Here is a 22,861-nt window from a genome sequence, read left to right as displayed (position 1 = left end):
GCTCCCTTCTATGAAAATATTATAACATACCAGGCATTCAGTATAGCAGGCTGAACGTCCCGGACGGCACTGCCAATTTATGATCAGGGCCGATCCTCTCCGGATTTTATGGAACCACCTGCTGTCCGGATTGGAACGCAGCAAAAAGCCCCTTGCGTGCAAGGGGCTGATGCCGGATTTTCATGGAAAAGAGCAGGCCTGATTTCAATTTTCAGCATGCTGTACCTTTCTTCCCTGAAGGTCTGCCACTTCATCCGGGTCGAAATGTTCAAGCAGATGCCTTTGGCAGGTAAAAAATAATATCTGATGGCCATCCAGACCCTTCAGGAGCTCAATCATCCTCCTGGTTCTTACATGATCGAAATTGACAAAGCTGTCATCGATGATGATAGGGAACGAGTATTTTTTATAAATGGCTGCCGCCAAGGCCAGCCTGATGGACACATACACCTGCTCGGCCGTTGCCTGGCTGAGTTCATTGGCTTCAAAGAGAGTGCCATCGCGGTTCTCCACGAGAAGTCCTGCCCCCTCTTCTTTTGGGGTGATGCGGACATAGCGCCCGCCAGTCAGGACGGATAGAAATTCTTCCGCCTTCCCGAGCATCTCCGGCATATGTTCATGCTTGTACCTTTCAGCCGTGTTTTCAAGGAGCTTTCTGGCCAATGCGTATTTGGCCCACTTTCTCGCCCCTTCATTGAACTCGCTTTTTGCAAGGGAGAATTTATGCAGCAGGTCGCTGTATAACCCGCCTTCTTCGATAAGGGCAATTTCATGGTTCAGCGATGCCACTTTTTCCTGGAGCTGCGGAAGGCTTTTTTTGATACCATCCAGGGATTCTCTGCATTGGGCCAATTCTGCCTCAGGAGCAGGGATTGAAGAAAACTCATCCATTTCCTCTTCCGTTAGGGAAGAAAGCTTCAGCTGCCTGTCCAGATGCCTGATTTCTTCCTGAAGCTCTTCCTGCTTTACTGCTATTTTGCCTTTATCAATAAAAGCCTCTTCTGAGCCGGCATCAGCAGACAAGAAAAGCTTTTCTTTTTCTTTAGTGATATAAGCAAGCTCTCGCACACATTGTTCTTTCTCTTCCTTCAGCTCCTGTATGGCAGCTTCCTTTCCTTTAAGATCACTCCATTTCCCCTGGGCCTCGAGCAGCCGTTTTTTCAAAATAAAAGCTGTTTCCTGCACGCCGCCTCCTGCTTCTTCCAGGATGAGCTCTGCAAGCCTATTAGCCTGTCCTATTATTTCATCAGCAGCTTTCTCAGCGGCAGCTGCCTCAGCTTTTTCATGGCGGAGTTCGCGCCTGACCGATTTTAATTTTTCCAGCAGCAGAAATGCATCGTGGATATGGGAATGTGCCAGGGAAGCAGGGAGGAACAGCTGCCTGCCGAGCTCTGCAAGAAGGCTGTCTGTCTGGGCGGATTCTTCCTCCCATGCTTCAAAAGCAGCGATAACTTTATCATATTGCTCATTCTGCTGCTGCAGCCTGACGGTCAGCTGCAGCTGGCGTTCCCGCAGCTGCCTGTCCTGCTCAATCCGCTCTTTCAGGTAAAATGCCCCCTCCGTCTGCGGACTTTTTATGCGTTCATCAAGTTCTTCCATACTTTTCTCAATGGACAAAAGCTCTTCTTCCAAAAATCTTGAATGACTGATGTCTTGTTTTTTTAATAAAAGCCAGGCAATGAAAACAAATCCGGGTATAGCTGCCATAATAATTGCCCTTTGACTGTCCGCCAGGCCCCAGGCAATCAGCCCGGCACAGATGAGCGCAGCGATCAGCACCTGAACCTTCACTGCTGTGCGCTGTTTCTGCTGTGTTGCTTTCTCACGCTGAATTGCATTCCTAAGGAAGGCTGCCCTTCCATCAATGTCTTCCCTTTTTCTTAAAAGACTCTCAGGATCAGACTCACCTGCGAGCCGGTGCCGGATGTCTGCCAGCTCTTCATCGGCCAGGAGACCGGCATTCACCTGATCTAATTCCTCTTCCAGGCTGACCAGCATATCCTTTTCTTCTGAGAAGCGCTCATCAAGCTCTGCACGCTTTTCTGCCAGCCTCTGCTTTTTGCGCTGTGCCTGGGCTGTTTTTTCCTGCATGAAGATGCTGGTATCTGCCTGTTCCAGTTCTTCATCTGACAAGCGCAGATGGAGCTTATCCTTCAATTGATCCGACTCTTCCTCCAGCTTCCTGATTTTATAGGAAGCCTGCTTGGCGTGCTGGACAAGCTGCCCGTATGCAGGCATCTTTTCCTGAAGAGACAGAATCTCTTTCTCATGATCAAGAACCAGCTGATCCGGGCTGATCTTCCCTGCCTCTTCCTGAAGTGCAGTGAGCCTGGCTGAAAGGCTCGCACTCCTGCCCTTCAGCGGGATCTCATTTTGGTTCAGCTGCTCAAGTTTACCCAGCCCTCCTGGAGGAAAACGCAATAACTTATTGGCTTCTGCTTCCTCATTTAAAAGCTGCTTCTTTTTATGGACCGGGCCCATGCGCAACCACTCTTCCAGCTGGTGAAGCCTGGCCCCTAATAGATCTGCTTCATTGCGCATGCTTTCAATCTTCGCGGCAGCAGCATCCCTCTCAGCCGTCATGGCCCAATATTGTCCATTATTCTGTTCTGCTTTTTTAAGATCAGCATGCAGATGCTTCAGCTTTTTCAGCTGGTCATTCAGAACAGGGATTTTCCCGCCTGGCTTAAAGAGCCCATCCATCTCTTTCTGGATTTTGTTTTCTGCTGCTGCCAGACGATCAGAGCCTATAGCACCGGCAGAAAAAAGAAATTTGCTGAGCTCTTCATTCTTCATGGAATGGACATTCTGCAGCCCATGCAGATTGAATGAAAAAATGGCCTGGAAAAGTGTTTTTTCAACATGTGAAAGAAGCTCGCCCAGAAGCTCTTCCCCTCCGCGTTCCCCATTCTCCATCACCACACTTACATCTCCTGCTGATTTTCCTTTTACCCGCTCAATGATTGCTTTTCCCCTTCCAGGGAAGGAAGCTGTGATTCTGCCACCGTATTTCGCCCCGAATTTCGGCTCATACCTGAGCTCAGCCTGCTGCCTGGAGGGAAAACCGAATAGGATGCTATGGATAAAAGACATGATTGTCGATTTGCCTGCTTCATTTTCGCCGAAGAAGACCTGGAAATCTCCAAGGCTGGAGTAGACAGCATCTTCAAGTTTGCCATAGCCATATATATGGATTTCAAGTATTTTCATAGAGCTGTTCCCCTTTCTGGTGCTGCCTTTCAGTCATTTTTGTAAAGGAGCCCCAGCAGCATCTCTTCTGCTTCTTTTAAAAGCACTGCCTTTTCCCCTTCCTCCATACTTTCTGCATACCTTCTCGCCAGCGGATGGCTATAAAGGCTTCCCAAGCTTTCTTCAAAATCGTCAAATCCGTCGGCAGCAGCAAACAGACCGCTGAAAAAATCCGCCTTTTCCCTCAGCTTATTTCTGTCCCAGCTCTGCTGCTCTTCTGCTTTAACTGCACTCACCCATACAAACGGCATGTTCCCTTCCTTTTCTTCTTGAAGGAGTGAGAGCAGTTCCCCCCCGGCCACAGCTTTCATATCCTGCGGACCGAGTGATGCTCCCTTCAAAAGAAGCTCAAGAATGGCACCGCCTTTCTTCCGCTCTTCCTCAACAGCCTGAAGACAGCGGCTGTAGACCTCATTAAACGCGGAGAGCCCGCTGATATCGACTGTTCTTTGCTCCCAGCGGAAGCTGTGGCATTCAAGAAATTCAAAATCTGCCCCTGCTTCATTCAGGCGGACATGATAACAGCCTTTAGCTCCGCTTTCCTTCCGGCTGCGCCCCTGTGTATTTCCCGGATAGATGACCGGCGGCTCAGCGTTCAGGACCATCCTTTTATGGATATGGCCCAGAGCCCAGTAGTCATATTCCTTATCCAGCAGCTCTTTTAAAATAAAGGGGGCATAACGGCCATGGCCGGTCTCCCCTTCAAGGCTGCCGTGCAGGATGCCGATATGGAAGTCCGCCATTCCCCGAACAGGATATTGGCCGATCATCCTTTCTGTAACATGCCTCCTCGGATAGCTGAAGCCATGCAGGCTGACAGTTGTCCCATTGGGGGCTGTATAGCGTTCCTCACTAGGCTGGTGAGGGAAAATATGTACATTGTCCGGCAGGCTGATATGGGACCAGCTGCCCTCAAAATGGTCATGATTCCCATGGACTGCGTAAACAGGTATATTTTTTTCCGCAAGGCGGTTCATTTCCTTCCGCAGCCTTGCCTGTGCCTTTATGCTCCTGTCTTCACCGTCAAACAGATCTCCGGCCAGAATGACAAAGTCCACCTTCCTGGCAAGAGCAGCATCCACCGTATTTTTTAAAGCGGTAAATGTGCTTTCTTTTATCTTTTCGAATAAATCATCCTGCAGGCTGGCAAGCCCGAGCATAGGACTGTCCAGATGCAGGTCTGCTGCATGAATAAATGTGATTTCCTTCATAATGTTCCCTTTCAGCGCTTTTCCCCTATTTTATCATCTGGAAAAAGCGAATGCACGTTCCTCTGAAAAACTTATCATGCTTTGAACCTTTTGCATCTTTGGTGAGTATAAGAAGCAAATAACCTTAGGAGTGATTATCGTTGTATAAAAATCCTCAATTGGCACTTAATAGACTCAAGTATATTTCTGCTGCCCTGTTTCTTTTGTTCATCATCATTTCGGTTCTGACAGGCAGCTGGAAGTTCACGGCTGCTGCTGCATGGAGCATAGGCATTGTTTATTTGTCTGCTTACGGCAGCATACAAAGGCAAATGGAAAAACAGTCCCGCGAATAGACAAAGGCTTGCCGGAAATCCTGGCAAGCCTTTGTCTTATTCAATAGTGGACCGATTCGCTTTTGCGGCATTTTGTGCAGGTCCTGTATCCACCTGCTTCATAAAATATATGGGAGCAGCTCCTCTGTATCTCTGAAACTTTTTCTTCCAGCCTCCGGATTTTCTGCTGCATTAGGAATATCTGCTTCTCCATTCTCACTATTTCAGAGCTTCTTCTATGTCCATTAGACTCAATAGATCGATGAGCCACGGCTGGCAAACTCCCCGGCTTTTCTCTTCATCTCATCCTCAATTACCTCTGAAGCGGGTGTTCCCTGGTCTTTGGCCATCTGGCGAATGTCCTGGGAAATCCGCATAGAACAAAATTTAGGGCCGCACATGGAACAGAAATGTGCAGTTTTTGCCCCCTCAGCCGGCAGCGTTTCATCATGGTATGCCCTCGCCCGTTCAGGATCAAGGGATAAATTGAACTGGTCGTTCCACCTGAAATCGAACCTGGCCTTTGACAATGCATCGTCCCTAACCTGGGCACCAGGATGGCCTTTGGCTAGATCTGCGGCATGGGCTGCAATTTTATAAGCAATGACCCCTTTCCTGACATCATTTTTATCCGGAAGCCCCAGATGCTCCTTTGGCGTTACATAGCAAAGCATGCTAGTGCCAAACCATCCGATCATCGCTGCTCCTATTGCAGATGTAATATGATCATACCCCGGGGCTATATCTGTTGTGAGAGGTCCTAGCGTATAAAATGGCGCCTCATGGCAAATTTCCATCTGCTTCTCAACATTTTCTTTGATCTTATGCATGGGAACATGCCCCGGCCCTTCAATCATCACCTGGACATCATGCTTCCAGGCTATTTCAGTCAGCTCGCCGAGCGTTTCAAGCTCCGCAAATTGAGCCTCATCATTCGCATCTGCTATAGAACCCGGACGCAGCCCATCCCCTAGAGAAATGGAAATATCGTACGCTTTTAAAATTTCACAGATTTCCTCAAAATGCGTATACAGGAAATTCTCTTTATGATGCTGGAGGCACCATTGGGCCATGATCGATCCTCCCCTGGATACAATACCGGTCGTCCTTTCGGCAGTCAGCTGAATATAGCGGAGCAGCACCCCCGCATGGATTGTGAAATAATCCACTCCCTGTTCAGCCTGCTCTATCAAAGTATCCCTGTATATGTCCCAGCTCAAATCCCCGGCAATACCCTTCACTTTTTCAAGTGCCTGATAAATCGGGACAGTCCCAACAGGAACAGGAGAATTGCGTATGACCCATTCCCGGGTTTCATGGATGTTCTTCCCGGTAGAGAGATCCATAATTGTATCTGCCCCCCAGTGCACGGCCCAGGTCATTTTCTCCACTTCTTCCGCGATGGAGGAAGAAACAGCCGAATTGCCGATATTTGCATTGACCTTCACATGAAAATGGCGCCCGATGATCATCGGCTCTGCTTCCGGGTGATTGATATTGGCAGGGATGATGGCCCTTCCGCTTGCCACCTCGCTCCTGACCAATTCCGGATCCAGATTCTCCCTGATAGCGATGAACTCCATTTCAGGAGTAATGACACCTTTCCGCGCATAATGCAGCTGCGTCACATTCCGGCCCGCTTTTGCCTTGAGAGGCCAGGGGGCTTTATTCGGGAAAATATCTGCATAAGAAACTTCGGACCCGGCCCGAAGCCCGTTATCCTCCGGCTTCTGCACTCTGCCTTGATAAGCTTCCGCATCCTTCCGCTCCTCAATCCAGCCTTCCCTAACCCGGGGCAAACCTTTCGTTATATCAATCTCAAAATCAGGATCAGAATATGGGCCGCTCGTGTCATATACACAAACAGGCGGGTTGTCCTCTGTTCCTATAGCAGTCCTCGTGCTTTCCTGGGTTATTTCCCTGACCGGGACCTTTATATCGTCCCTCATGCCGTTTACATATACTTTCCGGCTTCCTGAAAAATACAGTCTATTCATTTCATATAAATTTTTCAAACTTCTTCCTCCTCCAGCTTTATGCCTCAGGGCAATTTTTTACGGAGGAAGCAGGCCATACCGGCTGCTTCCCTACGCTGACATTAATCAGATCAGGTTCCAAGGGTTAAGGATATTCCTTTCTCAGCCTGTAAAGCTCCCCCAGCAGTAAACGATTTCCGTGCATTTTTCCCGCATGCAAACATCATGCAGCCTTACAGCATTTTCTTATTCATTTATTTTTCCACAGCAAAAACCCCCTTGCATATTGCACCGGGGGCATGCCAGGCCAAAATGGCATACAGCTGCTGCATCATTCCTCTGCAGAAGCTAAAAAGCGGACTCCTGCAATAGGAGACCGCGTATGTATGACAAATAAAAGCCATCTACACTTCCCTCCGCTGGTACGAACCAGATCAGGTATAAAAGGGTCAAAGACTAAAACGGGTCTTACTCTCAGCCGGCCTCTACCGGCACCCCCAGTGCCAAAATATGCTATTTTCATAAGCTACTATACCATACGCCGACCAGGAAGAGAACAGACTATTTTCATATTATTCCCAAAAACACAAAGCTGGAGATTTTAAGATTTGCGGTCCTACCCTCTTTGTTTGCTGCATAAAATTGTACAAGTCCTTCCGGGCTAATCCTTGAATAGGCGAGTGATATCTTTGAGCATTGGAATATACATCAGCTATATCGTTTTAGGACTTTCACTGGCGGCGCCGATCGGCCCTGTCAATGCTGTAAGGCTGGAAAAGGGGCTGAAAAACGGATTTTGGCACGCATGGATTGTCGGTGCGGGATCAATGATCGCTGACGGGGTTTATATGCTGATCGTCTATCTCGGACTCGTGCAATTCCTTGACTCCCCTGTGATTCAAACCTTCCTGTGGCTGTTCGGCGGTTTTATTCTTCTTTATTCCGGAATCGAAGGCATGATGAATGCCAATAAAATATCGGTCACCTACATACGGAGCAAAGAATCTCTGCTCAAATGCTTTTTCACCGGATTCATCATGTCGGTTTCGAGCCCGCTGTCGATTTTATTTTGGCTGGGGATTTACGGATCGGTCCTGGCAAAAACGGCGTCCTCCTTTGGGACAGGCCAGCTTCTCGCCTACAGCCTTATGATTTTTATCGGACTGGGCCTTTGGGACATTTTTGTGGCAGGCCTGACGAGCGGCTTCAGGCGGTTCCTGACTTCAAAAGCAATCATCATCATCAGCATGCTTTCCGGACTGTCGCTTATTCTCTTTGGAGTCTATTTTGGGTATCAGGGGATTGCTTCTTTGTTTGGATAAAAAAACAGACAAACCTGATATAAATCGGGTTTGTCTGCAGTCATTATTTTTAAGAACATTGGAACAGCGGCATTAAGTATTTAAGCCTGTTGATCTTCGTTACAGGCACGCAGACTCCTGCGGGAGATAGCGGCAAGGCTGAGACCCCGCAAGAGCTTGCTCTGAGGAGGCTCAGCGTCGCCCCGCGGAAAGCGGAGTGCCTGGAACGCAAATCAACAGCCCCATTTATAGGCGGAAATTATTCATTAAGCTTGCCTGAGCTGATTGACCGCCTATTTATTTTTAGACAGCTGCAAAGCTTTTTTAATATCCTTAAAGGAATTTGACTTTCCGTACATGAGCACTCCGCCCTTGTATACCCTTGCTCCGAATATTGAAAGCAGCAGGATGGATACAACCAGGATTCCAATCCCGGCTATCGGCTCCCAGACCGGCAAGGTGAGCATTCCTACCCTCATGAACATCAGCATCGGGGTAAAGAACGGAATATAGGAACTGATGGTCACAAATGCTTTTTCAGGCTGCGAAAGCCCGATGATTGCAATCATGAACCCGGCTACAACGAGCATCGTCATAGGCATGATCATCTGCTGGACATCCTCGATCCTGCTGACAAGCGAGCCCAGGAAGGCTGCAAGTGTCGCATACAGGAGATAGCCGAGAATAAAGAATACCACGGCATAAATGATGGTAGCGGCCGGGATATCGCCGAACCCGAAGAATTCAAAGAAGCCTCCCTGCATCGACTCGAGATTCCGTTTCACGAAATAGTAGCCTACCAGCAGCAGCACCGACAGCTGCGTAAGGCTAAGCAAGGCGATTCCGAGGATCTTGGCAAACATCTGCTTGATGGGAGAGACGCTTGAAATCAGGATTTCCATCACACGCGAAGATTTTTCTGTAGCTACTTCCATCGCAATCATGCTTGAATACATGATGACGGCAAAATAGATGATGAACAGCAGCACATAAACAAGTCCCCTTGCCTGTGTAAGCTCTTCTTCTGTTTTCGCATTCTCTTCCAGTGCATCCCTTTGGAACTGGACGGGCTCATAGAGACTGGCAAGCTCTGCCTCAGAGAGGTTGATTTTTGAGGCGGCGATCCCGGTCTTTACCTGCTGAAGGGCTCCCTCCAGCTCACCTGATACCGATGTATCCGCCAGGCTGAGGGATTTGTATTCGGCAGCAGGAAGCTCTCCGGAATCGGCTGATAAGGTAAGCAGCCCGGCATAATCGCCATCCTTAACTTTTGACTCGCCATCTTCTGCCGAACCGCTGAATTCTTCAAGCTTCAGGCTGCTGCCTGCTGTATTCAGCTGCTGCTGGAGAGGATCCAGGAGATTTCCTGTTTCATCGATTACAGCTACCTTTACCTCATCTTCTCCACTGTCGAACGTTTCAATGATCTGCTGCATATTTGTAAGGCCGATAATCAGCAGCAGTGTGACAATCGTTGTAATAATGAATGATTTCGTCTTCAGTTTGCTCCAGTATGTGTGGAACAGGATAATCCAGAAATTATTCATAAGAAGCACCCACCTTTTCTATGAAAATATCGTTAAGCGCAGGCTCCTCAAGAACAAATTTCCTGACAAATCCCCTGCCGGCAATTTCTTTTAAAATTGCCTCCGCAGCCTTTTCCCCTTCAATCTGCAGATGCACGCCCTCGGCAGTCTGCTTTACCTTTTCCACTCCAGGGAATCCACTTAGGAAATCCAGTTTGAAATCAGCATGAATCACAAGGTTTTTCCGCCCGAACGCCCTTTTGATCTCCTTAAGGGCTCCGTGGACAACAGGGCGTCCCTTATGCATGATGCATAAATGCTCGCACATTTCCTCTACATGCTCCATCCGGTGGCTGGAAAACACAATGGTCGTGCCTTTCTCCTTCAGTTCCAGCACCGCGCTTTTCAATAGCTCGACATTTACCGGATCCAATCCGCTGAAAGGCTCGTCAAGGATCAATAGCTTTGGTTTATGTATAACGCTGGCAATAAACTGGATCTTCTGCTGATTTCCCTTGGAAAGCTCCTCCACCTTCTTATTTGCATATTCCGGCACTTTGAATCTGTTAAGCCAATAGTCCAGCTCTTTCAGGATTTCCGGCTTTTTCATCCCTCTAAGTCTTGCCAGATATACTACCTGGTCCCTGACCTTCAACTTTGGATAAAGGCCGCGCTCTTCCGGGAGATACCCAATGATCGGGCTGGTCGAATAATCAATTGTATTCCCTTCCCACGAGATGCGACCGCTTGTCGGCTCCAGCAGGCCAAGCACCATCCGGAATGTTGTTGTCTTGCCTGCCCCGTTTGCGCCCAGAAATCCGAACATTTCCTTTTCCGGGATAGTCAGGGAAAGATCATCCACCGCAGTGAACTTTCCAAATCTTTTTGTCACATGTTCAAGCTCGAGTACCATCGTAACTCCTCCTTCTCTATAACTTATACGATTTAACCTCCAAAAAGGTTCAAAATACAGGTAAAATCTCTTTACAGAAAAATAGAAATTATGCAAGAATAATAGTAACTATCAGAATTTTTTATAAAAGGAGAAAAAATAATGAAAACTTATAAACTCACCGCATTCGAAAAAGACGGAGAAAAAATCCTGGATGAAAGCTTCCAGGCAGGCAGCGATGACGAAGCAAAAGAAATCGGCGGAAACCTCCTGAACGAGAAAGGACTAAGCGGCAAAACCCACCGCTGCACCTCCCCGCTCGGGAAATTGATTTTATTTCATGCATAGGAAGCGGAAAAGCCTTGCTCTTATAAGGAACGCAGGCTAAAAACGCCACGTCCTGTGGCAACGCCTGCATGACCCACATCCTGTGGGCCTCAAGCATAAGGCAAGCAGAGCGAAAGGTTCGCTCTTTAACCTTTTGATCTGCTTGACTTATGACCTCGAGGGCCTAGGCTTTGGAGCTGGACTGATAGGAAGCGGAAGGCGCTTGACCAGGTTAAGGAACGCTGGCTAAAAACGCCACATCCTGTGGCAACGCCTGCATGACCCGCGTTCTGCAGACGCTCCAGAATAAAAGGCGTTCTTTGCCTTTAATTCTGGAGTGGCTTATGACTCGAGGGGCTAACGCCTGCAGCTGGACTGATAAAAAGAGGAAGGCGCTTGACCAGATTGAGGAGTGCTAAGCAAAAATAACCGGCCGGAAGGAATATATCCTTTCGGCCGGCTCTTTATGTTTAATAAATTTCTCCTGCTTATTTCCCTTTAAATACCGGCTTTCTTTTTTCAATGAAGGCTTTTATGCCTTCCTGATGATCTTCTGTGCTGCGCATTTTGTATTGTCCATGCTTTTCGAGCTCAAGCATTTTAAGGAGATCAGAGCGGTTTTTTTCCGCCAGGATTTTTTTTGTCTTGATCATGGCAGATACAGGCTTTGAAAGCCAATTTTCAATTTTTGCGTTAAGGGCTTCTTCAATATTGCCATCAGCAATTTCATGGACGAGGCCTTTCTGAAAGGCTTCTTCGGCCGGCATTGCTTTTCCTTCCCAGATCAGATGCTTTGCTTTATCCTCACCAAGCTTGCGCTCAAGGAAGAAATGCGAACCGCCATCAGGAATCAGCCCGATGCCGATAAAGTTCATTGCAAGCTTGCTTGATTTGTCGGCCAATATATAGTCTGTAGCCAGCGCCAGGCTGAATCCAAGTCCGGCGGCTGCTCCAGTCACAGAGCTGATTGTCAGCTTCGGCATGGTATAGAGTGTGATGACAAGATCGCTGATGCAGTCCATCACTGTGTAGAAATCGCTTTCATTTGTGGACGAAAGCATTGTTTTAATATCGCCGCCTGAGGAAAAGGCTCTTCCGCTTCCTTTAAGCACAACGATGTCGACATTTTCATCTGTACTGATCTGCTTCAGGTTTGCAGCCAGTCCTCTAATCATTTCCTCATCCAGCGCATTCAGGGATTCCGGCCTGTTCATCTCAACCACTGCCACCCTGTTTTTAATGGATACCTTCACAGTTTCTGTATTGCATTCTATTGCCATATCCGCAGCCTCCTTGGTCATAGTTATCTCTATTATAAAGAGTGGAGGAATCATTATAAAGTTTTTATCGAATAATTTGAAATATTGTCATATTTAGCTGCAAGAAAAGGCAGAGTTTCTTCACTCTGCCTTGCTTCCTTTATTTTGCTGCCAGCTGCTGCTGGACTTGATCCCGCAGGGCCATTTTGAGGAATTTGCCTACAGACGTTTTCGGGATTTCCTCCATGAATAAGATTTCATCAGGCAGCCACCATTTTGCAAACTGAGGCTGAAGAAAATCATAGAGTTCCTGTTTATCCAAATCTTTATGATTGTCTTTCAGCACCACACAGGCAACAGGCCGCTCCTGCCATTGTTCATGCGGGACTGCTACAACAGCTGCTTCAAAAACGGCTTCGTGGGCCATCAGGGCATTTTCAAGATCAACCGAGCTGATCCATTCGCCGCCGCTTTTGATCAGGTCCTTTGTCCTGTCGACGATCTTCATAAAGCCTTCCTCGTCAAGGGTGACCACATCCCCTGTATAAAGCCAGCCATCCTTGAAGGCTTCGTCAGTCCGGTCATCTTTGTAATATTCCGAGGCAATCCACGGTCCGCGGATTGCAAGCTCTCCCATTTCTTTGCCGTCCCATTTGACCTCGCCGTCCTTTCCGACTGCCTTCATTTCCAGGCCCGGGACAAGGATTCCCTGCTTCGCTTTGATATCAAGCTTTTCTTCAGCAGACAATTCCTCCTGATAGCTCTTTAAGGTTGAAATGACCACAAGCGGGCTTGTTTCTGTCATGCCATATGCATGCATGAACGGAATATTATGCTTTTGCTCAAAGGCTTTGATCATGCCTTTCGGTGCTGCAGATCCCCCGCACAGGATGGACCGGAGGCTCGACATGTCATATTCATTCTCATCCAGCTCCTTCAGCAGTCCAAGCCAGATGGTCGGCACGCCGGCTGTGATGGTTACTTTTTCACTTTGTACCAGTTCTGCCAGCAGCTTTGGCGTGAAATAAGGCCCAGGCATGACAAGTGAGGTTCCGAACCAGACGGCCGCGAACGGAAGTCCCCATGCATTGACATGGAACATCGGCACAACAGGCATTGCTATATCCTTCTCGCTTACTGCTGCACTGTCTGCCATCCCCAATGCCATGCTGTGCAGAACAATGCCCCTGTGGGAATAGATGACCCCTTTCGGGTTACCGGTCGTCGCGGAGGTATAGCACATTCCGGCCGGGCTGTTTTCATCAAGGTCATCGGGATACTCATAGTCGCTTCTGCCTGATTCCAGGAATTCTTCGTAATGGTAGACAGGGGAAAGTGTAGTTTCCGGAAGCTCCCCTTCATCCCCCATGATGATATATGCCTTCACCGTGGACAGCTCCTGCTGGCATTTCTCGATGAGCGGTACAATATCAGGATCTATCAGCAATACTTTGTCTTCTGCATGATTGATGATATAGGAAATATGCTGTGGGGAGAGTCTGATATTGATGGTATGCAGCACAGCGCCGCTGCAGGGAATAGCAAAATATGCCTCCAGATGCCGGTGGTGGTTCCAGGCCAGGGTACCGACCTTATCGCCCCTTTCCACCCCGATTGATTCAAGGGCTGCCGCCAGCTTCTTTGTCCTTTCGGCGATCTTCCTGTAAGTGAAACGGTGAATGCCTGAGCCTGTTCTGGATACTACTTCTTTCTTCGGAAAATATTTTTCTGCTCTTTTAATCATTTGCGTCATCGTCAAAGGCGTCTGCATCATCAATATAATCTACCTCCCCGTAGTAAACGCTTACATAATTATTTAAAGCTAATGATTCCTTCTGCCTATAACATTCTCTAAACTTCCTGAAATCCCTTTATTTTCACAGAAATTTCTGTCTTTTGCCGCAAAAACTCAGGCGGCCTCCTTATCGAAAGCCGCCTATCTTTTATTATATTTTTTCCGCAATTATTTCAGCGGTTTTCTGGCCGTTGGCAATGCAGGCAGCAATGCCTACACCATAATATGAACAGCCGGCGATAAGGACATTAGGATAATGTGCCGTCAGGCTGTCAGTGAGCGATTCCACCGCTTCTCCATGCTTGAGCGAATAGTTCGGCATTAAATTATTCCAGCGAGTCACTTCCACCATGGCCGGCTTTGCAGAAATACCGAGGCTCTTTTTCACATCTTTCAGTGCCTCTGCCACAAACCCGTCCCTGTCCAGCCCGTTCAGATATGCATAATTAGGATTGGAGCTTTTGTAAAAAAGCCGCAGCAGAAGCTGGTGCCTCTCTGAAGTATGACTCCACTTTCTGCTCGTCCATGTGCAGGCATTGCACTTAAGATCGCTTCCTTCAGAAACAATGAAGCCTGTGCCATCTGCAGGAAGCTCGCTGTCAGGGATATCAAAGCCAAGATAGATGCTTGTGAGCGAAGAGTTTTTCAGCTCGGCAAATGCAGAATCCAAGCGATCATCCTGAAGCAGCTTTTCGGCTGCATCATGCGGAATGCTCAGGATCACATAATCAGCAGTGATGCTTTCCCTGTTGGAAAAAGAAATGGTGTATTGCCCGCCGTGTTTCTCTATTTTCTCGACCGCCGCTCCCTTAAGGATTTCTGCATCTGTCAATGCTTCTTCCAGCCTGTCGATAAGTACGGATAATCCGCCTTTGAAGGAAATGAACTTCTTGCTGCTCGAGGATTGAAACTTCTTTTTGTTTTCGGACAGCCCGCGGATAATGCTGCCGTATTTATTTTTATATTCAAGCAGGTATGGAAGCGTCGTGGCCATCGTCAGCTCGTTCAGCTTCCCTGAATATACACCTGACAGAACAGGAGAAACCTGGTATTCGACCAGCTCCCTGCCCAGAAAGCTTTCAAGGAATAGGCCGATAGAGCTGTCCTTGGTGAATTCCTTATTTTTGCTGACAAGGTCCTTCAGTGCACGTACTTTTCCTTTAAAGGAAATAAGCGGGCTGCTGAACAAAGACTGCACACTTGTCGGAATGCCGAAAACAGTGTCTTCGGGGATTTTCACCAGCCGGTTTTTCGAATATAGATAGGAAGTGCCGGTTGCATTGTAGACCACTTCTTCATGCAGCTTCAGCTCATCCAGCAATTGGATGATGCTTTCATTGCGCGCAACGACCGAATCCGCCCCTGTTTCCATGATATATTCGCCTTTCTTAACAGTCGCAATCTTGCCTCCAAGGTCCCCGCCTTTTTCTGCGAGTATCAGGTTAAGCGGCAGGTTCTTTTCCCGCTTCAGCTTTTGCAGATAATACATGGCAGAAAGCCCGGTGATGCCCCCGCCGATTACCACAGCTGTCTTCATTTCATTCACTCCTCAAACCGATCGATGATCTGGCGCCATATGCTTATTTTACTATAATTCAAATCAGGAATACGCCTTGCCCAAGCTTGCTTTGTGTATAGATTGTGTCAATTGGGAATGGCGCTTCGGTGCAGCCAATAAAAAACGACTCTCAGAAGAGAATCGCCTTTTCTCATTATATGCTTTCCCGCTTTTTTTCACAAATATGCCAAGTCCGGAATACCGGTTGTTCCGGAAAAAAATAAAGGGCAGGAGCCGTAGCCCTGCCCTTTAATGCCAAAATCAGGCTTGCTCCCTGCTGAACAGATCTTCCAGTATCTTAATCTTCTCTTCCGTATAATGCTTAAAGCTGTCGTTATAGGATTTTGGATCCTTTGGATTGGCGAGCTGGGAAATGGCTCCTGTCACAGGATGCACAAATTTGCTTGACGCCCCGCAGCCAAGTCCGATGATCGTCTGCTGTTCTTCCATGATCATGATATTGTACAGGCTTTCCTGATTTTTCAGGGCATAGCCGACATTCTCAAGATTGCCAAGGATGTTTTTCTGGCGGTACAGATAATAAGGCGCATAGTCATGCTTTTCTGTCCATTCTTCCGCAAGGTCCATCATCCGCACGATTTCTTCTCTGTCTGCCACTTTATACCGCTGTTTATTCCGAGTCATTTCAGACGCCCTTTTAAATGAAAGCGTATGAACAGTCAAGGACTCCGGCATCAGCTTTTCTGTTTCATCCAGTGTGTGCTGGAACTCAGGGACTTCTTCGCCTGGAAGGCCGATGATCAGGTCCATATTGATATTGTTCATGCCCATGCCGCGCGCGAGATGGAACTTTTCAACCGTTTCCTCTACCGTATGGTGGCGGCCGATCGCTTTGAGTGTTTCCTGGATGTAGGACTGAGGATTGATGCTGATGCGGTCGATGTTCCATTTTTTCAGGACCTCCAGCTTTTCAGGAGTGATCGTATCAGGACGGCCTGCTTCCACCGTGATTTCCCTGATATCTTTTACATCCGGGAAAGATTCGTACATTTCCTCATAAAGCATATCCATTTCCTCGGCAGTGATGCTTGTTGGCGTTCCTCCGCCGTAGTATACGGTCGTAATCCTGATCCCGTTGTCCTTCAGCCATTTGCCGATCTCGCGCATCTCATAATGGAGCCCGCCCAGGAAAGAATCGACAGAGCCTTGGCGGCCATTGATCGCGTATGCCGGAAACGTGCAATATGCACATTTCGTTGGGCAGAAAGGAATGCCGATATAGATGCTTACTTCCTTCTTCAGCTCATACAAGTCTGGAATGACAGCCAGCTGGCGGTCAACAATCTTCTGCATCAGGTCGATCTTTTCATCAGTAATCAGATATTCCTCTTTCAGCTGGCTATGGGCTTCCGCCTGCGGTGTCCCCTTCTGGACATGGCGGTGCAGAAGCTTGGTAGGCCGTACACCTGTAAGAATTCCCCACTTCTGTGTAATGCCGGTATAATCCTGGAGCACCATTAAATACACGCGGGAAACAGCCTTTATCAGCTGCCTGTAATACTCTTTTTCCGTGTTCCATTCTTCAAGCTCTTTCTCATAGGCAGCCTCTTCCTTCTTTCCATTCCGATCGTTAAGAACAGCTCGGACCTTTACCATCTCGTCAACATGCAGCTCGAATGCAATATGCAGATCTTCTTCCCCTGCAGGCATCCTGCTCACTTCGCATTCCTCGAAAAAGAGGTTTGCGATATTGCCCATCGGGCGGTCAAATCTCTCATGATCCAGCCCTTCTATATAAATACGCACATTCATCACCTTTTTATTGTGGTCTAAAAAAATCTCAAAATAAAAACAAAAACCTCCCATAAGTGTACAAAAAGCGGGAGGGGAGGTCAACAGTAGCGAAACAGTGACAGGCACCTATACCAGAAGCCCTCACTGGTATAGGTGCCTGTCACCTCTTTTCATTTCAGCAGATTCATTTTTTTGAGGAATTCGATAGGCTGCTGTTTGCGGAAGTGTTCTTTCACCATATAGGCGACCCCGTTTTCATTATTGGATCTGGTCAGCCAGTCGGCCGCAAGCTTCAATTCTGCCGGGGCATTGCCCATGGCAACGCCGAGGCCGGCTGCCTTTACCATGTCCACATCGTCGATTCCGTCGCCGATGACGACCATTTCGCTCAAGTCGACCCCAAGCTGGTTGCCGATGTGGAGCAGGCCGCTCAGTTTGGAAATCCCCGCCGGCACGATATCGAGCCTTTGGTCGCTCAGCCTGACGGTGTCAGCCTCTGAATACATATTTGCAATTGCCTTTTGGGCATCTTCAAGGTGCTTCTTCGATTCAAAGAACACCTCGATTTTCGGGACCGAAGCCGGATCATCAAGGAGGATATCACTGACTGATTCTACAAACTGCTGTGAATAAAAGATCGGATCACCGGCCGTGAATACGGTTTTCGCAAGTATATTATGGTTGAGCTTTGTTTTATTAGCGAGTGAGAATTGCTCATGAAGGAGCCTGATCTGGCAGGAGAATCCTTCAAGCAGCCTGACGATTTCGTACGTAATCGTTTCCGGCAGTTTTTTTGAAAAGATCGGCATTTTGACAGTATTGCCGATGAATGCACCCCTGTGCGTTACCAGATATGAATTGATTTTCAGTGCTTTAGCCACTTTTTTTGCTGAAGGAAAACTCCTTGATGTAACGAGAGTGACATAAATTCCTTTCTGCTGTACATAATCAATCGCTTCCCTTGTCGATCTATGCAATTTTCCATTGGACTGAAGCAGCGTGCCCTCTATGTTTAAAGCAAGAAGCTTATATATCATCCCATTGCCCCCTATTCTCGATGTAATCTGTCCTTATTCACTTTTATGAAAAGGAGAGCAGGAATAGAACAGGGCCAGGGAAAGAAATGTCCAGCCCCTCAAAATTGAAATTCCTTGGTTAAACCAGGTCGCGGAGCGCCTTTTCCAGATCGGTATATTGAAAGGCAAACCCATTGTCCAGCAGGCGTTTCGGCACACAATTCCTTCCCGTCAGGGCGAGTTCAGGCTCTGCCCTCATAAAGAGATAGGCGCCGGCCTTTACGAAAGGAGACGGAGCAGGGGGCGCCCATCCTTTGTTCAGAACCTTGCGGAGAGTTTGCATGAACTCTTTATTTCTCACAGGATGCGGCCCTGTGGCATTATACACCCCGCTGTACTCCGGGTCTTCAATCGAATTTAAAAACATAGAGTTCAAATCGTCTATATGAAGCCAGCTGATATACTGCCTCCCGGAGCCGATCGTGCCTCCAAGTCCCATCCGGGCAAGCTTTAATAATGGTTCCAGTGCGCCTCCATCCCTGCCGAGCGCAAACCCGATCCTTAAAAGAACCTGCCTTGTATGGGGAAGCCTGTCCCCCGAGAAAAACTCACCTTCCCAAAGCTTGCACACTTCCGGCGAAAATCCATCAGCCAGAGGCGATTCTTCATCACAAATTTCCTCTGTATCACCGAAAATCGCCAGGGAACCCGCCTGCACGAACACCTGCGGAGGCTGTTTTGCTTTTAATACAGCTTCCTTCAGCACTCTCACAGAATCAAGCCGTGACTCTATGATCTCCCTTTTATTTTTTTCCGTATAAATGCAGTTGACGCTTTTTCCGGTAAAATTGACGATGGCATAGCTTCCGTCAATCCGGTCCATCCAGTGTGCATCAATATTTTTCCCATCCCAGCGGATAAATTCCGCCCCGTCCTTAAAGCCTTCTTTTCCCCTGGAAAGAACCGTGATTTCATAGCCTTGCCCAAGCAAAAAACTTGTCAGGCTTTCTCCAAGAAAACCGCTTCCCCCGGCCAGGATTACTCTTTTGGACATAATTGCAGCTCCTCCCTAAATCCACAAATATCAGTTAAGAAAAGTATAGCAGGAAAGAGACTGCTTCTTAAAGCCATTAATTACCAGGATCCTCTATGAATAATTGCTTTGCAAGAACTTAAACTATAAATGTTTCAAACAACAAAATTACACCAAGGAGATGACTCAACATGGCAAGAAGCAATAATTCCAATCAATTACTTGTACCAGGTTTTGAAGCAGCTGTTCAGCAAATGAAACAGGAAATCGCGTCTGAGTTCGGAGTAAACCTTGGAGCAGAAACAACTTCAAGGGCAAACGGCTCTGTCGGCGGAGAAATCACAAAGCGCCTTGTACAGATGGCTGAGCAGCAGCTTGGCGGCACACGCGCTGGGAGATAAAAAGTAGATTGTAAAAAGCCGCTTACCCAAGCGGCTTTTCTACTGCATTTCAAGAATCGGCTTTGCTGCCTCCCATAAAGTATCTGCCTGGATATCCGCTTTGGTAGGGCCAGGACCGATGAAAGCCGTTTTGCACCCGGCCTTGATCCCTGCTTCGATATCACGCTCATGGTCTCCCACCATAAAGCTTTTTGACAGGTCGATATCATATCTTTCCGCCAGATCCAGTATCATCCCCGCATTCGGCTTCCGGCACTCGCAGCCTGCCTTTGGTTTATGCGGGCAATAAGCGACTTCTGTAATATGGCCGCCCTTTTCCCTGATAAGCCTCTGCAGCCTTTCATGTACTCTATGGAGATCTTTTTCCTTCATGAATCCCAGCCCGACGCCGCCCTGGTTGGTCACACCGAATACTTCATAGCCTGCTTCATTGAACAAAGACACCGCCTCGGCAGCTCCCTCGAGCAAATACAGCTGCTCCGGTTTGTTGACAAACTTCACCCGGTGGGAAAGAACCTCATTCAAGACACCATCCCTGTCCAGGAAAATAGCCTTTTTCATTTTGTCATCCCTTCTTTCGTTTCCCTCTATTTATAATGTATCCGATGCTGAGGGAGATATAAACGCAGCTCCCCGGTAAAATTAAATTGTTGAATAACAGATTCCAAAGTGCTGATATTGATATGATGGGCATGAACAAAATGGATCCTTTTGCGCTGATCGGACTTAGGCTTTATTATATCCTTCATGGAAAAAAATCAGCAGAGAATGAAGAAATGCAATCAGAAGTGAATATTTTTATGCGATATTGAACAGGACCCCCGTCTGGAGTTCCTGTTTTTGTATTTGCGGATGGAATTCGGGCGTCTATTTGCGGTTTTTTTGGCGGATGGGCAGCCTTACGTGTTCATTCGCAGCCTGATTTTGGGTTTATTAGCAACTTTTTCATTTTATTAGCAACTTTCCACTTTTATTAGCAAGAGTTTTTCATTTTATTAGCAGATTTTCCAGTATATTAGCAACTTTCAGCTTTTATTAGCAACTCTGCAAAAACCGGCCCGCGGCTCTTTATTTGCGACTTTCCCATCTTATTTGCGACTTTCTCAATATATTTGCGACTCAGCCCAAACGCCCCTCCCCGCCCCGATCGACCGCAGCACACTGGCGAGACAAATATCAACATAAGCCCTGCTCACCCTAAGGAACGCAGACTAAAAACGCCACGTCCTGCAGCACCGTCTGCATGACCCCCAACTTGAGGGCCTCAAGACCATCCTCCCGAAAAGGCGTTCTTTGCCTTTTTAGCAAGATTGGCTTGTGACAACGAAAGGCTAGGCACAGCTGCTAGACAGTAACCAGAGTTAACAGATATACTTTCTTATCTATTTAAAAAGGAGCGCCATGGGCGCCCCTTTGATTATCAGCCTAGTTGTTTTCCATTGAGCCGTAAAGCTCTTCTAAAGGCTTCATGATGATTTGGTTCAGTTCAGTGATGGCCATGCTCATGCGCTGTTCTGCTTCCATCAGTTTAGAGATGGTTTCATGCTGCTGCACGAGTGCTACCGTTTTTTGGGCATGCTCCACTTCTTCCTGAGAGATTTCCTGGCCGGACATCTGTTTCTGCTGAAGCTCCATCTGGATGTTGCGGAAGTTTTCGAACATGGTTCTTGCAGATTCATCAGAATTGACTTCATCATAGATTTTTTTCAAATTCGTATATTCATCGCTCTGACGAATTGCTTTCTCAAGTTCATACGCTGAATCGTGTAAGTTTACTGCCATTTTGCCTAACAACTCCTTTTCGGTTTGGACAATCCACTCCACTATAACAAACTATAAATCAGAATGCGAGGAAGCCACTTTATAACCCTCAGATGAATAAAACCAGAAAGCCCTGCAGTAGACCGATTATTCCGCCCAGGAGAGCTCCAAGGTAAGTAATCATCTTCAGCTCCCTTCTGCTGATGGACAGCACCATTTCCTCCAGCCTTTCCACCGAGAAGCTTTCGACCTGCTGCTTGATGATGTCTGCAAGGTGCAGCCTTTCCATAATGATGTCCATCCTGCCTGAAAGCCACTCTCCTGCCATGCCTACCAGTCCAGGCACAGCTTTTTCAATAAGTGTCTCTGTGAATGGCTCTGCCAGTTTGTTTAGCGGAGTATCCATCAGATCATCCGCTTTGATGATTTTGCGGACATACAGCTTTATTGATTTTATGATATTTTTCCGTTCGAATTGTTCTTCAATTCTTGCCGCTTCCCAGTCAAGCACCTTCATCCATTCTTTTTGAAGAAGGGCAGCAATCATATCCTTTGTGCCTTCACTTCTTAGAAACTTAATGATCTCAGGCTGGATTTTGTCAGCAAGGTTGACATTTCCCATAACCATCTGAAGCATATTTCCAAGCACCCCGCTCCGTCCCTTGACAAAATCGTCCACAAGACGCTGGATCCTCATTTTTCCTTCAATGCTTGAAAAATAGTCTTCACCCTTCTGTGCTATATATTCACTGATAACAGGGATGCGGGATTCCGCCTTGGCGAGGAGCTCAGGAGCCAATACCTCTTTTATTGGCTTATGGCGGTATTTATCCATCAGCGTTTCATATTTCTTTTCAATGAAGGCATCAAGCTGCTCGCCTGCCTTTGCTTTGCCATCTTCAAATCCAAGCTTGCCAAGGAGCTCAGCAGGAGTTTTCTCTGTATTCAAAAGACGGGCAAATTCCTTCTTCGCCAGATTTTCAGCTTCTTTCTGGAAATCGCCATTAACGAATTTCCTCTTAATGCTCTCTGGCGTCAGCAAGTGGTTTACAACTATTTTGCCCATCTGCTCTGCGAGTTCGCTCCTCCGTTTGGGAATCAGTCCAGGGGTAAAAGGAATCTGGCGTTTTCCAAGAAACATAGGCTTGTAGGGTCTGAAAAGCATCATGATGGCAAGTGAATTGGTAAGTCCTCCTATCACAGCCCCCACGGCGACCATCAATAATATCGTTAATCCAGTTTGCATAAGTTTGTATTCAACTGCCTTCCTTCACGTTTTAAGGTGTATTGAATATGGCTGCAGTAAGCACATCTCTGCCCATTTTACATATGATAGCCTATCAGCAGCCGCCTAAAACAACATTCATCATACCATAAGCAAGCCGCCATTCCTGAAACAGAAATTCAAAAAGAGGCCTACTCCTTATAATAGGCTAATACCCCGGCTTTTTACAAATCCGAAGCAGAGCGGAACGCCCGCGGGAATG

The 22,861-nt window shown here is 47.4% G+C and carries 19 protein-coding genes and 2 riboswitches; of the genes, 5 read left to right on the top strand and 14 right to left on the bottom strand.

What is annotated here, in order from left to right; translation table 11 throughout:
• Positions 1–204: 204 nt before the first annotated feature.
• Both LCM00_RS07685 and LCM00_RS07680 read right to left on the bottom strand, forming a co-directional pair.
• Positions 205–3,210 (bottom strand): ATP-binding protein, encoded by a 3,006-nt coding sequence (locus tag LCM00_RS07685; RefSeq protein ID WP_224899736.1) that lies wholly within the window; start codon positions 3,208–3,210, stop codon positions 205–207.
• 29 nt (positions 3,211–3,239) lie between these two features.
• A complete protein-coding gene (locus LCM00_RS07680; RefSeq protein WP_224899733.1) occupies positions 3,240–4,460 on the bottom strand; it encodes a metallophosphoesterase family protein in 1,221 nt (406 codons plus the stop codon).
• 140 nt (positions 4,461–4,600) lie between these two features.
• Here LCM00_RS07680 and LCM00_RS07675 point away from each other — a divergent pair, with 140 nt between their 5' ends.
• On the top strand, positions 4,601–4,795 hold the full coding sequence (locus LCM00_RS07675) for a hypothetical protein (protein WP_224899731.1): 195 nt from the start codon (positions 4,601–4,603) through the stop codon (positions 4,793–4,795).
• A gap of 230 nt (positions 4,796–5,025) precedes the next feature.
• Here LCM00_RS07675 and thiC read toward each other — a convergent pair whose 3' ends face one another.
• A complete protein-coding gene (thiC, locus tag LCM00_RS07670; RefSeq protein WP_224900587.1) occupies positions 5,026–6,771 on the bottom strand; it encodes a phosphomethylpyrimidine synthase ThiC in 1,746 nt (581 codons plus the stop codon).
• 70 nt (positions 6,772–6,841) lie between these two features.
• Positions 6,842–6,942, bottom strand: a riboswitch (TPP riboswitch).
• Between the two features lie 202 nt (positions 6,943–7,144).
• Positions 7,145–7,259, bottom strand: a riboswitch (TPP riboswitch).
• A 180-nt stretch (positions 7,260–7,439) separates the two neighbouring features.
• Between thiC and LCM00_RS07665 the strand changes: the two genes are divergently transcribed.
• Positions 7,440–8,072: a LysE family transporter gene (locus LCM00_RS07665; RefSeq protein ID WP_224899729.1), complete on the top strand. Its 633-nt coding sequence runs from the start codon at positions 7,440–7,442 to the stop codon at positions 8,070–8,072.
• Between the two features lie 272 nt (positions 8,073–8,344).
• Here the strand turns inward: LCM00_RS07665 and LCM00_RS07660 are convergent, their stop codons facing one another.
• Both LCM00_RS07660 and LCM00_RS07655 read right to left on the bottom strand, forming a co-directional pair.
• Positions 8,345–9,598, bottom strand: coding sequence for an ABC transporter permease (locus tag LCM00_RS07660; RefSeq protein WP_224899727.1), 1,254 nt, complete (start codon positions 9,596–9,598; stop codon positions 8,345–8,347).
• Positions 9,591–10,490 carry an ABC transporter ATP-binding protein gene (locus LCM00_RS07655; protein WP_224899725.1) on the bottom strand — a complete coding sequence of 300 codons (900 nt, stop codon included), beginning with the start codon at positions 10,488–10,490 and terminating at the stop codon, positions 9,591–9,593. Before LCM00_RS07655 ends, LCM00_RS07660 begins: the two co-directional genes overlap by 8 nt.
• Before the next feature lie 141 nt (positions 10,491–10,631).
• On the opposite strand from LCM00_RS07655, the gene LCM00_RS07650 reads away from it, so the two are divergent.
• Positions 10,632–10,817 carry a YhzD family protein gene (locus tag LCM00_RS07650; protein ID WP_224899723.1) on the top strand — a complete coding sequence of 62 codons (186 nt, stop codon included), beginning with the start codon at positions 10,632–10,634 and terminating at the stop codon, positions 10,815–10,817.
• Positions 10,818–11,284: 467 nt separating this feature from the next.
• Here LCM00_RS07650 and LCM00_RS07645 read toward each other — a convergent pair whose 3' ends face one another.
• The 6 genes from LCM00_RS07645 to LCM00_RS07620 all read right to left on the bottom strand — a co-directional run bounded on the left by LCM00_RS07645 (position 11,285) and on the right by LCM00_RS07620 (position 19,233).
• Positions 11,285–12,076 (bottom strand): enoyl-CoA hydratase, encoded by a 792-nt coding sequence (locus LCM00_RS07645; RefSeq protein ID WP_224899721.1) that lies wholly within the window; start codon positions 12,074–12,076, stop codon positions 11,285–11,287.
• Positions 12,077–12,215: 139 nt separating this feature from the next.
• Positions 12,216–13,829 carry a long-chain fatty acid--CoA ligase gene (locus tag LCM00_RS07640; RefSeq protein ID WP_224900585.1) on the bottom strand — a complete coding sequence of 538 codons (1,614 nt, stop codon included), beginning with the start codon at positions 13,827–13,829 and terminating at the stop codon, positions 12,216–12,218.
• A gap of 172 nt (positions 13,830–14,001) precedes the next feature.
• Positions 14,002–15,387, bottom strand: coding sequence for a protoporphyrinogen oxidase (locus tag LCM00_RS07635; RefSeq protein ID WP_224899718.1), 1,386 nt, complete (start codon positions 15,385–15,387; stop codon positions 14,002–14,004).
• Between the two features lie 282 nt (positions 15,388–15,669).
• Entirely contained in the window at positions 15,670–17,175 is a 1,506-nt protein-coding gene (locus tag LCM00_RS07630) for a coproporphyrinogen III oxidase (RefSeq protein ID WP_224899715.1), read from the bottom strand.
• 158 nt (positions 17,176–17,333) lie between these two features.
• The gene (locus LCM00_RS07625; protein WP_224899712.1) at positions 17,334–18,200 is read right to left on the bottom strand and encodes a Cof-type HAD-IIB family hydrolase; all 867 of its coding nucleotides are present in this window, start codon (positions 18,198–18,200) and stop codon (positions 17,334–17,336) included.
• A 118-nt stretch (positions 18,201–18,318) separates the two neighbouring features.
• On the bottom strand, positions 18,319–19,233 hold the full coding sequence (locus LCM00_RS07620; protein WP_224899709.1) for a TIGR01777 family oxidoreductase: 915 nt from the start codon (positions 19,231–19,233) through the stop codon (positions 18,319–18,321).
• A gap of 170 nt (positions 19,234–19,403) precedes the next feature.
• Between LCM00_RS07620 and LCM00_RS07615 the strand changes: the two genes are divergently transcribed.
• Positions 19,404–19,613 (top strand): alpha/beta-type small acid-soluble spore protein, encoded by a 210-nt coding sequence (locus tag LCM00_RS07615; protein ID WP_224899706.1) that lies wholly within the window; start codon positions 19,404–19,406, stop codon positions 19,611–19,613.
• A gap of 39 nt (positions 19,614–19,652) precedes the next feature.
• Here LCM00_RS07615 and LCM00_RS07610 read toward each other — a convergent pair whose 3' ends face one another.
• A complete protein-coding gene (locus LCM00_RS07610; protein WP_224899703.1) occupies positions 19,653–20,174 on the bottom strand; it encodes a D-glycero-alpha-D-manno-heptose-1,7-bisphosphate 7-phosphatase in 522 nt (173 codons plus the stop codon).
• Positions 20,175–20,263: 89 nt separating this feature from the next.
• On the opposite strand from LCM00_RS07610, the gene LCM00_RS07605 reads away from it, so the two are divergent.
• Positions 20,264–20,425, top strand: coding sequence for a hypothetical protein (locus tag LCM00_RS07605; protein ID WP_224899700.1), 162 nt, complete (start codon positions 20,264–20,266; stop codon positions 20,423–20,425).
• 613 nt (positions 20,426–21,038) lie between these two features.
• Here the strand turns inward: LCM00_RS07605 and LCM00_RS07600 are convergent.
• Complete coding sequence (locus LCM00_RS07600; protein ID WP_224899697.1) at positions 21,039–21,395, bottom strand: YlbF family regulator; 357 nt, start codon at positions 21,393–21,395, stop codon at positions 21,039–21,041.
• An 88-nt stretch (positions 21,396–21,483) separates the two neighbouring features.
• The gene (locus LCM00_RS07595) at positions 21,484–22,620 is read right to left on the bottom strand and encodes a DUF445 domain-containing protein (protein ID WP_224899694.1); all 1,137 of its coding nucleotides are present in this window, start codon (positions 22,618–22,620) and stop codon (positions 21,484–21,486) included.
• Positions 22,621–22,861: the final 241 nt, after the last annotated feature.

Origin of the sequence: Bacillus infantis, assembly GCF_020171945.1 — a bacterium.
Lineage (GTDB): Bacteria > Bacillota > Bacilli > Bacillales > Cytobacillaceae > Bacillus_AB > Bacillus_AB infantis_A.
The sequence above is the reverse complement of the archived record's forward strand: the minus strand, read 5'-3'. Positions and strand labels throughout refer to the sequence as shown.

Bases quoted from the DNA above. Each gene is read 5' to 3' on its own strand.
- LCM00_RS07685 (WP_224899736.1), bottom strand. From the start codon at position 3,210: ATGAAAATACTTGAAATCCATATATATGGCTATGGCAAACTTGAAGAT.
- LCM00_RS07680 (WP_224899733.1), bottom strand. From the start codon at position 4,460: ATGAAGGAAATCACATTTATTCATGCAGCAGACCTGCATCTGGACAGT.
- thiC (WP_224900587.1), bottom strand. From the start codon at position 6,771: ATGAATAGACTGTATTTTTCAGGAAGCCGGAAAGTATATGTAAACGGC.
- LCM00_RS07660 (WP_224899727.1), bottom strand. From the start codon at position 9,598: ATGAATAATTTCTGGATTATCCTGTTCCACACATACTGGAGCAAACTG.
- LCM00_RS07655 (WP_224899725.1), bottom strand. From the start codon at position 10,490: ATGGTACTCGAGCTTGAACATGTGACAAAAAGATTTGGAAAGTTCACT.
- LCM00_RS07650 (WP_224899723.1), top strand. From the start codon at position 10,632: ATGAAAACTTATAAACTCACCGCATTCGAAAAAGACGGAGAAAAAATC.
- LCM00_RS07645 (WP_224899721.1), bottom strand. From the start codon at position 12,076: ATGGCAATAGAATGCAATACAGAAACTGTGAAGGTATCCATTAAAAAC.
- LCM00_RS07640 (WP_224900585.1), bottom strand. From the start codon at position 13,829: ATGATGCAGACGCCTTTGACGATGACGCAAATGATTAAAAGAGCAGAA.
- LCM00_RS07635 (WP_224899718.1), bottom strand. From the start codon at position 15,387: ATGAAGACAGCTGTGGTAATCGGCGGGGGCATCACCGGGCTTTCTGCC.
- LCM00_RS07625 (WP_224899712.1), bottom strand. From the start codon at position 18,200: ATGATATATAAGCTTCTTGCTTTAAACATAGAGGGCACGCTGCTTCAG.
- LCM00_RS07620 (WP_224899709.1), bottom strand. From the start codon at position 19,233: ATGTCCAAAAGAGTAATCCTGGCCGGGGGAAGCGGTTTTCTTGGAGAA.
- LCM00_RS07615 (WP_224899706.1), top strand. From the start codon at position 19,404: ATGGCAAGAAGCAATAATTCCAATCAATTACTTGTACCAGGTTTTGAA.
- LCM00_RS07610 (WP_224899703.1), bottom strand. From the start codon at position 20,174: ATGAAAAAGGCTATTTTCCTGGACAGGGATGGTGTCTTGAATGAGGTT.
- LCM00_RS07600 (WP_224899697.1), bottom strand. From the start codon at position 21,395: ATGGCAGTAAACTTACACGATTCAGCGTATGAACTTGAGAAAGCAATT.
- LCM00_RS07595 (WP_224899694.1), bottom strand. From the start codon at position 22,620: ATGCAAACTGGATTAACGATATTATTGATGGTCGCCGTGGGGGCTGTG.